The 12,871-nt window shown below is 29.8% G+C and carries 8 protein-coding genes, 6 tRNA genes and 1 riboswitch; of the genes, 13 read left to right on the forward strand and 1 reads right to left on the reverse strand.

The genetic code is table 11. The annotated features are described in order from the left end of the window. Positions 1–439 precede the first annotated feature (439 nt). From TY07_RS10930 to metK, 7 genes are all read left to right on the forward strand, one after another. Positions 440–524: transfer RNA gene (locus TY07_RS10930), tRNA-Tyr, on the forward strand. Positions 525–563: 39 nt separating this feature from the next. Then, positions 564–638 (forward strand) — tRNA-Thr (locus TY07_RS10935). Positions 639–641: 3 nt separating this feature from the next. Then, positions 642–726 (forward strand) — tRNA-Tyr (locus TY07_RS10940). Positions 727–744: 18 nt separating this feature from the next. Beyond that, positions 745–820: transfer RNA gene (locus TY07_RS10945), tRNA-Val, on the forward strand. Positions 821–825: 5 nt separating this feature from the next. Further along, a tRNA-Thr gene (locus tag TY07_RS10950) sits at positions 826–900 on the forward strand. 5 nt (positions 901–905) lie between these two features. Then, positions 906–990 (forward strand) — tRNA-Tyr (locus tag TY07_RS10955). Between the two features lie 136 nt (positions 991–1,126). Next, positions 1,127–1,318, forward strand: a riboswitch (SAM riboswitch). A gap of 88 nt (positions 1,319–1,406) precedes the next feature. Next, the gene (metK, locus tag TY07_RS10960) at positions 1,407–2,582 is read left to right on the forward strand and encodes a methionine adenosyltransferase (protein WP_042399534.1); all 1,176 of its coding nucleotides are present in this window, start codon (positions 1,407–1,409) and stop codon (positions 2,580–2,582) included. 121 nt (positions 2,583–2,703) lie between these two features. Here the strand turns inward: metK and nagA are convergent, their stop codons facing one another. Next, a complete protein-coding gene (gene nagA, locus TY07_RS10965; protein ID WP_042399536.1) occupies positions 2,704–3,840 on the reverse strand; it encodes an N-acetylglucosamine-6-phosphate deacetylase in 1,137 nt (378 codons plus the stop codon). Positions 3,841–3,990: 150 nt separating this feature from the next. On the opposite strand from nagA, the gene recD2 reads away from it, so the two are divergent. The 6 genes from recD2 to prfB all read left to right on the forward strand — a co-directional run bounded on the left by recD2 (position 3,991) and on the right by prfB (position 12,855). Further along, positions 3,991–6,222 (forward strand): SF1B family DNA helicase RecD2, encoded by a 2,232-nt coding sequence (gene recD2 / locus TY07_RS10970; RefSeq protein WP_042399538.1) that lies wholly within the window; start codon positions 3,991–3,993, stop codon positions 6,220–6,222. Positions 6,223–6,241: 19 nt separating this feature from the next. Beyond that, a complete protein-coding gene (locus TY07_RS10975; protein ID WP_042399539.1) occupies positions 6,242–7,234 on the forward strand; it encodes a hypothetical protein in 993 nt (330 codons plus the stop codon). Continuing rightward, a complete protein-coding gene (locus TY07_RS10980; protein ID WP_042399541.1) occupies positions 7,207–7,857 on the forward strand; it encodes a ComF family protein in 651 nt (216 codons plus the stop codon). Before TY07_RS10975 ends, TY07_RS10980 begins: the two co-directional genes overlap by 28 nt. A gap of 436 nt (positions 7,858–8,293) precedes the next feature. Beyond that, positions 8,294–8,824, forward strand: coding sequence for a ribosome hibernation-promoting factor, HPF/YfiA family (gene hpf, locus TY07_RS10985; RefSeq protein ID WP_042399543.1), 531 nt, complete (start codon positions 8,294–8,296; stop codon positions 8,822–8,824). Between the two features lie 253 nt (positions 8,825–9,077). Further along, positions 9,078–11,591, forward strand: a complete 2,514-nt coding sequence (gene secA / locus TY07_RS10990; RefSeq protein WP_042399544.1) for a preprotein translocase subunit SecA — start codon at positions 9,078–9,080, stop codon at positions 11,589–11,591. A gap of 162 nt (positions 11,592–11,753) precedes the next feature. Beyond that, positions 11,754–12,855, forward strand: a protein-coding gene (gene prfB / locus TY07_RS10995; RefSeq protein WP_198133995.1) for a peptide chain release factor 2 whose coding sequence is annotated in 2 segments (ribosomal slippage) — positions 11,754–11,831 and positions 11,833–12,855 — 1,101 coding nt in all. Because the reading frame shifts where the segments join, the coding sequence is not laid out codon by codon here. The last annotated feature ends 16 nt before the right edge of the window (positions 12,856–12,871 follow it).

A 12,871-nucleotide genomic window follows, 5' to 3' on the forward strand; every position in this document is an offset into this window, starting at 1 on the left:
ATATTATAGCTTGTCTTATATAAAATATATGATTTACAAAGCAATAATATAATTTTATTATAAAAAATTATATTAAGAACTTAAAAGAAAAGGTATCAGTTGGACAATGATGATTTATAAAAGTATGTAAAATTTATTAAAATTAACAAGCTTGTACTTATACTATATTTATATGAGGGTAAATTTGTTACTAATTATGAGGTGAAAAATGAATAAAAAATCTACTATTAAATTTGAAAAAAGTATTATTTTTATTATTATAAAAAAATAGAATTATATATTAAAAAGAAGAATTATAGAGAAAATAAGAGTATATTAAGAATAATCTTTTATAAAGATTAAAAATGGGGGTTGAAATATAATTGGTTTAATTATATACTAGTCCTTGTCAGTTCGGCAGTAACATAATGAATGACAAAAAAGTTGTAAATAAGCACATGGGGGAGTTCCCGAGAGGCCAAAGGGGGCAGACTGTAAATCTGTTACGTTTCGTTTCGATGGTTCGAATCCGTCCTCCCCCACCATTAACAACTTAAAAAAGAAAATTTGAAATTTGGTATTATGCTTCATTGGCTCAATGGCAGAGCAGCTGACTTGTAATCAGCAGGTTGTTGGTTCGACTCCGACATGAAGCTCCAAATGGGGGAGTTCCCGAGAGGCCAAAGGGGGCAGACTGTAAATCTGTTACGTTTCGTTTCGATGGTTCGAATCCGTCCTCCCCCACCATTTCAAATTTAGTTTTATGGAAGCATAGCTCAGCTGGGAGAGCATCTGCCTTACAAGCAGAGGGTCACAGGTTCGATCCCTGTTGTTTCCACCAAATAAGCTTCATTGGCTCAATGGCAGAGCAGCTGACTTGTAATCAGCAGGTTGTTGGTTCGACTCCGACATGAAGCTCCAAATATGGGGGAGTTCCCGAGAGGCCAAAGGGGGCAGACTGTAAATCTGTTACGTTTCGTTTCGATGGTTCGAATCCGTCCTCCCCCACCATTAGCATGGTTTATACCATGCTTTTTTTATTTTATAAAAAATAAATTATAATCATATTATTTTTTATGAATATATTAAATGTTGACATAGTATAATTATATTGATAAAATATTCTAGAAATAAAATTTGATATTAGTTCTTATCCAGAGAGGTGGAGGGATAAAGGCCCTGTGAAACCCGGCAACCTATTAACAGTTAAAAGTTAATAGTTAAGATTAGAGAAAACTATTAGGATTTCATCTATAACTATGAACTATAAACTAAGAATTATTAACTAGGTTAATGTGGTGCAAATTCCTGCAGAACAATTAAGTTTGCAAGATAAGAAAGACCTTAGATAATTATAGTCTCTTCTTTTTGCAAGAGGCTTTTTTTATTGCTTAGAATTAATATCAAAACGAGAGGAGCTAAGCAAAATGAGAAGATTATTTACTTCAGAATCAGTTACAGAAGGGCATCCAGATAAAATATGTGATCAAATTTCGGATGCAGTATTAGACAGTATATTAGAAAAGGACCCAACAGCTAGAGTTGCTTGCGAAACAGCAGTAACAACAGGAATGGTACTAGTAATGGGAGAAATATCAACATCTTGTTATGTAGATATTCCTAAAGTAGTTAGAAAAACAATTAGAGAAATTGGATATGATAGAGCTAAATATGGATTTGATTGTGATACATGTTCAGTATTAACATCTATTGATGAACAATCTGGAGATATTGCAATGGGAGTTGATGAAGCTTTAGAATCTAGAGCAGGAACAAAGGATGATGTTGAAGCAGTAGGAGCTGGAGATCAAGGAATGATGTTTGGTTATGCTACTAATGAAACACCAGAATTTATGCCTTCACCAATTGCCATGGCACATAGATTGTCAAGAAGATTAACTGAAGTTAGAAAAAATGAAACTTTACCTTATTTAAGACCAGATGGAAAAACTCAAGTTACAGTTGAGTATGATGATAATAAAGTTGTAAGAATTGATGCAATAGTTATTTCAACTCAACATGATGAGCATGTAAGTCAAGAGCAAATAAGAGAAGATTTAATGGAGCATGTAATTAAACATGTTATTCCAGCTGAATTATTAGATGAATCAACTAAATATTACATTAATCCTACTGGAAGATTTGTTGTTGGTGGACCACAAGGTGATAGTGGATTAACAGGAAGAAAGATTATAGTTGATACTTACGGAGGATATGGAAGACACGGTGGTGGTGCTTTCTCAGGAAAAGATCCAACAAAAGTTGATAGATCAGCAGCTTATGCAGCAAGATGGGTAGCTAAGAATTTAGTTGCAGCTGGTGTTGCAGATAAGTTAGAAATTCAATTGGCTTATGCAATAGGTGTTGCAAAGCCGGTTTCTATAGAAGTTGAAACTTTTGGAACAGGTAAATTAAATGAAGAAGAAATAACAAGAATTGTAGAAAAAGTATTTGATTTAAGACCAGGAGCTATAATAAGGGATCTTGATTTAAGAAGACCTATATACAGACAAACAGCAGCTTATGGTCACTTTGGTAGAAATGATTTAAATTTACCTTGGGAACAATTAAATAAAGTAGAAGAAATTAAGAAATACTTATAATAAAAAAGCGAAGACTCATGTCTTCGCTTTTTTATTAGATTGAAAAGAAATTTACTCAGTTAGAAAATTAGTAGTTTATCATGAAACTATTCCTAAAGTAATAACTATTAACTCAAAACTCTTAACTAGAATAAACTATTTTTCCGTTTACGATAGTCATTTTAATATCAATATTATCATCGAATAAAACTAAATCAGCATCAAAATTTTCTTTTATTTGACCTTTTTTATCATCCACTCTACAATATTTAGCACCGTTAAATGAAGCCATTTTAACTATTTCGTATAAAGGATAATCAGTATTTTCGTATATGTTTTTGATTGCTTTATTTAAAGTTAAAATTGATCCTGCTAATGCACCATTCTCAAGTCTTGCTGATCCATCTTTAACTATGACTGGTTGTCCTCCTAGGGCATAATTTCCATCTGGCATTCCACAAGCACACATTGCATCTGTAACTAATAAAGTTTTATCAGTTCCTTTTTGTTTATAAGCTATTCTTAATGATGGATAGGATATGTGTATACCATCAGAAATAGTTTCAGTAGTAATATCAGTATCAAAGGTTGCACCTACAACACCAGGTTCTCTATGAGTGAAGCCTGTCATTGCATTAAATAAATGAGTTGAGTGACAGAAGCCACATTTGATACCTTCAATTGCTTCTTCATAAGTAGCTTTAGTATGACCTATAGAGCAACGAATACCCTTTTCGGTTAATATACTAGCAAGTTCTTTAGCTCCATCAACTTCTGGTGCCATTGTAATTGATACTACAGAATCCATTGCATCTCCAGTCATAGATTCAAAATTTTCAAAAGTTGGTTTAATTAAATAGTTAGGATTTTGAGCTCCAATGGCATTAGGACTGATAAAAGGTCCTTCTAAGTGTGCGCCTAAAACTTGAGCACCATCTGTACCTTCAAGTTTAGCTTTTTTTATTGCAGTCATAGATTTTAATATGTCTTCTGCTGACATCGTCATTGTAGTTGGTGTAAATGAAGTTGTACCATACTTACAGATGGTTTTGGAAATTTCATTTATTGCGTCAAATGTACCATCCATAGTATCATATCCTCCAGCTCCGTGTATATGAATGTCTATAAATCCAGGAGCTACATATAAACCTTTACAGTCGATGACTGAATCAGAAGAAGTAGTATTTGGATTTATTTCTTTAATAATACCGTTTTCAATTAATATAGAGCCTTTTTCAATTTTATCTAGAAAAATAATATTACAGTTTTTTAATAACATATTAAATAACCTCCCTATGATGTTTAAGCTTTTTATTATAAGCAAATAATTTATAAGTGAATAAGAAGAGTATAAATTAACAATCAAAATTTCACTTATGATATAATTATATAATATTAATAAGTAAAATAAAATGTTTGGAGCGATAATATGGAGATATTAGATGGCTTAGTTGAAGCAGTAATTTTTAGAAGTGAAGATAGCGGATATGTAGTAGCTAAAATTACAGCGAATAAAGAGGTTGTTACGATTGTTGGAATAATGCCGTTATTAAAAGAAGGTCAACAAATAGAGGTTAAAGGAAATTGGATTACACATAAACAATTTGGAAGACAATTTAATGTAGAAGAATATAAAGAGCTTCTTCCAACTTCTGTTAAGGAAATTGAAAAATATTTAAGCACAGGCATAATACATGGAATAGGGCCAGTAACAGCAAAAAAAATAGTAAAAGCATTTGGAGAAGAAACTTTAAATATATTAGACAATAATATTGAAAGACTCAAAGAAGTTGAAGGTATTGGTGAAAAGAAGTATAACATTATTTATGATTCATATTTAGAAAGCAAAGAACTTAAAGATATAATTATGTTTTTTCAAAAACATGGAGTAACAATAAATCAATGCTTAAAAATATATAAAAAATTTGGTCCAGATTCTCAAGATATTGTATCTAAAAATCCATATATTTTAAGTGATGAAATTTCTGGAATAGGTTTTCTAACTTCAGATAGAATTGCAAAAAGCTTAGGAATTGAGCCAGTATCGGATTTTAGAATTCAAAGTGGAATAAGATATGTTTTAAATAATTTTTCAGGTTTAGGAAATACATATATGCCTAAAGATAAGCTAATAAAAGAGTGTCAAAAGGTCTTGGTTGTAGATAAAGAGTTAATAGAAGCAAATATATATAATAGCGTATTAGAGGGTAAAATAAAAGTAGAAAAAATTAATGATGTAGAAGCTGTGTATGCTCTGCCATATTATTTTTGTGAATTAGGAGTAACCAATAAAATTATTACTTTAAGTATTGAAAACTTTCAAACTATAAACTCTGATATTTCTTTTGAAATATCTAGTTTTGAAAAGAAAAATAATATAGAATTTGCAGATTCTCAAAAGGAGGCTATACTAGGAGCTTTTGAAAATGGGATAGAGATAATTACTGGTGGTCCTGGTACAGGTAAGACTACTATAATTAAATGTATAATAGAGATATATGAAAATAATGGGATGAAAGTTCTTTTAGCAGCACCAACAGGAAGAGCAGCTAAGAGGATGACAGAATCAACAGGAAGAGAATCAAAAACTATACATAGACTACTAGAAATGGGTGTAAGCGATGATGAAAATTCATTTTTTGGTAAAGGTGAAGGTGAACCATTAGAAGGAGATGTAATAATAATAGATGAAGCATCCATGATTGACATAATGCTTATGAATAGCTTACTTAAGGCTATTAAACTTGGAACAAGAGTTATCATAGTTGGAGACGTTGATCAGCTTCCATCAGTAGGTCCTGGAAATGTTTTAAGGGATTTAATAAATAGTGAATTTATTAAGGTTGTAAGGCTTAAAGAAATATTTAGGCAAGGAAAAGAAAGTATGATTATCACTAATGCACATAGAATAAATAATGGTGAGTTGCCATACTTGAATAAAAAAGGTGGAGATTTCTTTTTTGATAATAGAGAAAGTAATGAAGAAATTTTGTCCACTATTTTAGATTTAGTAAATAGAAGATTACCCCTTTTTAATCCTAAGTGGGATAAAACAAGAGATATTCAAGTTCTTTCTCCTACTAGGAAAGGAATATTAGGAGTAGATAACTTAAATAATGAGCTTCAAGCTATATTAAATCCACCTAGTAAAAATAAAAAAGAGAGAAATATTAAGGATATAATTTTTAGAGAAGGCGATAAGGTAATGCAAACTAAAAATAATTATTCTTTAAAATGGAATAGAACAGGTGGATATGGCGATAATGAAGGTGTAGGGGTATTTAATGGTGATATGGGATTTATTGAATCGATTAGTGAGGAAAGTAGAACTGTCACTGTTGTATTTGATGATGAAAGAAGAATTGTATACGATAATATATATGTAGAAGAGTTAGAGTTAGCTTATGCAATTACTATTCATAAGAGTCAAGGTAGTGAATTTAAAGTTGTAATCACACCTTCATTTATGGGTTCAGCTTTTTTAATGAATAGAAATATTTTGTATACAGGTATAACTAGAGCAAAAGAATTAGTTGTAGTTGTAGGTAATCAAAAATCACTAAAATACATGGTAGATAATACAAATAGTATGGAGAGATATTCATCATTAAAAGAAAGAATTGTAGATATTGTATCTGATGATAAAATAAAAGAAGAATAGATAATGGAGTTCTGATACTATGAATTATAAGGAATTGAGTAATACTTTTAAAAAGATAAATAAATGGTATGGTAAAAAAACAAAGGTTTTATCAATAAAGACGAGGCCTTTTAATACAGTTGAAATTTTTTCAAATATAATAAATAAAGTTGTAGGTAGAGAAAGTAATATACTATACGTATTCTGTAGCAAAAAAGAAAAATATGCATATGAAAAACAAAATGAACTATATGAATATATTAATGAGACTATAGAAAAAGAAAAAATTGAAAGCAAAATTAAATTTATTTTTATAGATGAAATTAATAAAATAGACAATTTATATGATTTAGTTATATTTGATGACATAAGTTTATTTTCTAAATCTAGTAATAAATACATTAGGGAAGCCATAGAAGATATATATTGGAATTGTAATAAAATAATAGTGTATGCCTCAGAATATATTTTCCCTATTGGAGAAAAATTTGAAATTAATTATATGCCATCACAAGAACCGATGATAGAACCACGATTAATGAATACTAGAATAAAATTAGAACAGGATATTCCACTTTCCTTATTTGAATACTTTAGGTGGTTTAAGGAAAATAAAAGAATTGTTTTAATAGTGGTTCCTTCAGAAGATAAATTAAATAAAGTTTATAATCATTATTACAATATTTTAAAAGAATTAAATATAAGAGTAGTTCGCTATAGTAAAAATCAAGATTTCAGCTTTATTAAAGAAATAATAGATGGTTATAGTGATGCTTTATTTATAGTAACAAATAATTGTGGACAGTATATAAAAAATATTCCTGATGTAAATATAATAATGTTGTTTGCAGACGATATGTTTTATTCATATAAGAAGATACTATATATGTGTGCAGCAATTAATGTTAAAAGTAATATTCATTCAGAAGCAATAATGGTATCTAGGGAAGTTTCTGAAGAAATGGATAAAGCTAAAAATATGGCGAGATCATTTAATAAAAATTTGTGGGAAAGACAATATTTAAAATATTAAAAAAAATATATCAGGAGTTATTAGATATAGTTTATCCGATAGAAGAAAAGTGTATTCTTTGTGAAATAGAAGGATTTATAGGGATATGTGATTGCTGTAAATCTGAAATTAAGAAATGTGATGTTGAGGATAAAACTAATATTTCATATGGGTTTTATGGAGGATTATTAAAAAAGTTAATTTTAGAATTTAAATATAATAAAAATTTTACTGCTGGAGAGATATTATCAAATTTAATTTTAGAGATAATAAATAATCAGAGTATTAATGCTGATGTAATTTGTTATGTTCCTATGACTAAAAAAGCAATTAGAAAAAGGGGATTTAATCAATGTGAAATTATGGCAAGAAACATTAGTTATAATACAGATATTCCAATTAGTAATTGTGTAATAAAGTCAAAGCATACAAAGGAGCAGAAGACTTTAAGTAAAGATGAAAGAAAAAGTAATATTAAAGGAGTCTTTAATATAAAAAGTAGCAAAGATATAAAGGATAAACATGTTATATTGATAGATGATGTTGTTACTACTGGAGCTACAGTAGATGAATGTAAAAATATTTTATTAAAATATGGTGCAAATAAAATTACGGTATTGACAATTGCTAAAAGCAATATATAATAGTAATGTAAAGTTAGGTCTGTGGATGAAAGTCGATGCCAGTCGCAGGCGAAACGATCCACGTAAGTTAGACAAAGTTTTAATGAGCATGGTGCGGTATAGAGGTAAGCCCTGCCAGTAGAGATACTGAGAGTGTTAGTAGTGAGAGGTTAATTCCGGGTAGCAAAAGCTCCAGCAGGCGAGTGTGGGGGCAAAATCCAGGTCAGCTAACTTTATATAAAAAACATCAATTCGTATGAGTTGATGTTTTTTTATTTTGTTTAAATATTAAGAGAAATAAAGGAAAATAGAGTTATGTAGAGTTAACAAGTTTAAATTTTCTGTAAATTCAGAAAATAATGCTTGTGGAATAAATTTGAAAATGGTAACATATAACTATACTAAATATTGAAATCTTAATAATTATAATTAGAACTTAAAGAGAGGGGTTGACCTTATGAGAGTAACAGTAATAGGAAAGAACATTAACGTAACACCTGCATTGAAAGAAATAGTAGAAAAGAAGATTTCGAAGCTAGACAAATACTTTGAACCTAATGTAACTGCGAGAGCTACATTAACAGTTCAAAAGAATAGTCAAATTTTTGAGGTGACAATACCTTTTAATGGCGTAGTTTTAAGATGTGAAGAATCTACAGATGATATGTATAAGTCTATAGATTTAGTGGAAAATAAACTTGAAAGACAAATCAGAAAGCAAAGAACAAAATTACAAAGAAGAAATAATGAGTCTTTAAGGTTTGGTAACTTTGATGAGGTTGCATCTGAGGAAGATGATAATGAAGGTGAAATAGTAAAAGTTAAGAGATTTAATATAAAACCAATGAGTACTGAAGAGGCTATATTACAAATGGAACTTGTTCAACATAATTTCTTTGTATTTAAAGATTGTGATACAGAAAATATTAATGTTATATATAAGAGAAAAGATGGAAATTATGGTTTGTTAGAGCCTGATTATGTTTAGAATATAATTTATTATATATAAGGAGAGCTATATTAAAGCTCTCCTTATTTTCATCTAAATGTTAAATAAAAGTAAAAGAGTTTAACCTATATACATTTATGTTGAATTATGAATATCATAAATGGTATAATTTATTAAGTAAAACATTAGAAGGGTAATTTTATATAAATTAAATAATTATATAAAAAGTTTAAATCCATTACTTAATTTTATATTCATTTTTATGAGTATTAATGTTGAAAGGAAATACATTATGGGATTTTTAGAAAAAGTTTTTGGAACATATAGTGAGAGAGAAGTTAAAAAACTTCAATCAATTGCAGATAAAATAGAAGCTTTAGATGAAGGAATGCAAAAGCTTACTGATGAAGAATTACAAGCTAAAACTGTAGAATTTAAGGAGAGAATACAAAAAGGTGAATCTTTAGATAGTTTATTACCAGAAGCATTTGCTGTTTGTAGAGAAGCTTCAAGCAGAGTGCTTGGAATGAAGCATTTTAGAGTGCAATTACTTGGAGGGATGGTTTTACATCAAGGAAGAATTGCTGAAATGAAAACTGGGGAAGGTAAAACATTAGTTGCAACTTTACCAGCATATTTAAATGGATTAACTGGCAAGGGTGTTCATGTTATAACAGTAAATGATTATTTAGCTAAAACTCAAATGGAAGAAATGGGAGTGCTTTATAATTTCTTAGGATTAACAACTGGATGTATAATTCATGGAATTACACCAGAACAAAGAAGAGCTGCTTATGCATGTGATATTACTTACGGAACAAATAATGAATTCGGATTTGATTACTTAAGAGATAATATGGTAATACATATGGAAGACAGAGTTCAAAGAGATCTTAACTTCTGTATAGTGGATGAAGTTGACTCAATTTTAATAGATGAGGCTAGAACTCCTCTTATTATTTCTGGAATGGGAGATAAGTCTACTAAGTTCTACAATGTTGCTGATAATTTTGTTAAAACACTAGTAAACGAGAAAGATTTTAATGTTGATGAAAAGGCTAATGCTGTTTTATTAACTGAGGATGGTATAGTTAAAGCTGAAAAATATTTTGGAATAGAAAACTATGCTGATTCTCAAAACTTAGAATTACAACATTATGTTACTCAGGCTTTAAAGGCTAACTATACTATGAAGGCTGATAAAGACTATATGGTAAAAGATAATGAAGTAGTAATAATAGATGAATTTACAGGAAGACTTATGGAAGGTAGAAGATATTCAGATGGTCTTCATCAAGCAATTGAAGCTAAAGAAAATGTTAAAATTCAAAGAGAGTCAAAAACTTTAGCAACAATTACATTCCAAAATTATTTCAGAATGTATGCTAAATTATCAGGAATGACTGGTACTGCATTAACTGAAGAAAATGAATTTAGAGAAATATATAATCTTGATGTTATAGTAATACCAACTAATAAACCAGTTCAAAGAATTGACCAATCAGATATGGTTTATAAAAATCAATCTGGTAAGTATAAAGCTATAGTTGAAGAAATAGTAAAATCACATGAAAAGGGTCAACCAGTACTTGTTGGTACAGCAAGTGTTGATAAATCTGAATATATTTCTTCTTTATTAAAGAAGAGAGGAATTAAGCATCAAGTGCTTAATGCTAAATATCATGCACAAGAAGCCGAAATAATTTCTCATGCAGGAGAATTAGGTATGGTTACTATAGCTACTAATATGGCTGGTAGAGGTACTGATATTAAGCTTGGTGAAGGAGTTAGAGAAGCAGGTGGATTAAAGGTTCTTGGTACTGAAAGACATGAATCAAGAAGAATAGATAATCAGCTTAGAGGTAGATCAGGTCGTCAAGGGGATCCAGGTGAATCTATATTCTTCATTTCTTTAGAAGATGATTTAATGAGAATATTTGGTTCAGAAAAGATTCAAGGAATTATTGATAAATTAGGTCTTGAAGAAACTGAAGCTATAGAAAGTAAAATGGTTACTAAGGCTATAGAAAATGCTCAAAAGAAGGTTGAAGGAAATAACTTTGACATAAGAAAGAACCTTCTTGGATATGATGATGTTATGAATCTTCAAAGAGAAGTTATTTATAGACAAAGAACTGAAGTTTTAGAAGGTAAGAATTTAAAAGAGCAAATAGAAGGAATGATTCAAGAAGTTATATCTGATGCTGTTAATTCACATTTAAGTGGAGACGTTCAAGATATAGAAGCTGAAATCAAAACATTACTTCAATATTTAGAGGAAATTTGTTTACCACACGGTATTGTAACTGTACAAGAATTAGCAGATTTATCTAATGAACAAATAAAAGATAAGCTAACTGAAACTGTTATGAATATATATAAGGGTAAAGAACTTGAATTTGGTGAAGAACAATTAAGAGAAATTGAAAGAGTAGTTCTTTTAAGAGTTGTTGATCAAAAATGGATGGCTCATATAGATAACATGGATCATTTAAAACAAGGAATGGGATTAAGAGCATATAAGCAACAAGACCCAATTCAAGCATACCAAATGGAAGGTAGTGCAATGTTTGAAGAAATGATTGAGGGAATTAAGCTTGAAACAGTTAAATTCTTATTCCATGTAAGAGTTGAAAGACCAGTTGAAAGAGAAAAGGTTGCAGAAGAAACTTCAGCAAGTCATGGAGAAGATGATAAGAGCTTAAAAAAAGAACCAGTAAGAAATGATCATAAGTTTGGAAGAAACGACTTATGCCCTTGTGGTAGTGGAAAAAAATATAAGAATTGTTGTGGAAGAGAAGCATAATAAAAAAGTGCCTAAAGGGCACTTTTTTATTAAGTTAGTAGTTAAGGTGGAAACTCCTTTGGGAGTTTCTTAAATATATATTTAAATAAATTCAGCCTAGGCTGAATTTTCTCAATAGAGTACTAACTAAAAACTCTTAACTAATTCAAAGGGGTGATTTTTGTGTTAATCAAGTTAGAACAAGAACTTTCAAAGGTTAGTGGCTTAAAAGAAACATTAAAAGAAATGGGGGCTTCACTTTGACAAGGAAAGCCTAGAAAAAAGATTTCAAGAACTTGAGCTTCAAATGCAAGAAAAAGGTTTTTGGGATGATGTTAAAAGAGCCGAAGAAGTTACTAAGGAAAGTAAAGGAATTAAAGATAGAATAGATAGATATGAAAGTTTTGTAAGAAGATTAGATGATGTCGAAGTATTAGCTGAACTTGCAGAGGATGATGAGGAAACAGTTAATGAGGTTATTTCTGAAATCAGGGATATTGAAAAGCTAATTGAAGAATATAAAATTGAACTTTTATTATCAGGGGAATATGATAAAAATGATGCTATATTAAGTTTACATGCTGGTGTTGGTGGAAGTGATGCTAATGACTGGACGCTTATGCTTCTTAGAATGTATACAAGATGGTGTGAAAAGAAGGGGTATAAAGTTGAAACTCTAGACTTACTTGAAGGTGATGAAGCTGGAATAAAGAGTGCAACATTGAGAGTAAAAGGAGAGTTTGCATATGGATACCTTAAAGCTGAAAAGGGAGTTCATAGACTAGTAAGAATTTCTCCATTTAACGCAAATGGTAAAAGACAAACATCATTTGCATCAATTGAAGTATTGCCTGAACTTACTAAAGATCAAGATATAGATATAAGACAAGAAGATTTAAAAGTAGATACATTTAGAGCAAGTGGAGCTGGTGGGCAACATGTCAATAAGACTGAATCTGCAATTAGAATTACACATATTCCTACAGGTATCATAGTTCAATGTCAAAATGAAAGAAGTCAATTTGCAAATAGGGATACAGCAATGTCTATGCTTAAATCTAAGCTTATAGAGCTTAAAGAAAGAGCTCATAAAGAAAAAATAGAAGATTTAACTGGGGAACTTAAAGATATGGGATGGGGAAGTCAAATAAGATCATATGTATTCCATCCATATAATATGGTTAAAGATCATAGAACCAATGAGGAAACTGCAAATGTTAATGCCGTTATGAATGGAGAAATTGATCAATTTATTACTACTTATTTAAAAAGTATATCAAAATAATAAAAATAACAGCTAA

The organism is Clostridium saudiense (assembly GCF_000577815.1).
GTDB classification, from domain to species: Bacteria; Bacillota; Clostridia; order Clostridiales; family Clostridiaceae; genus Clostridium; species Clostridium saudiense.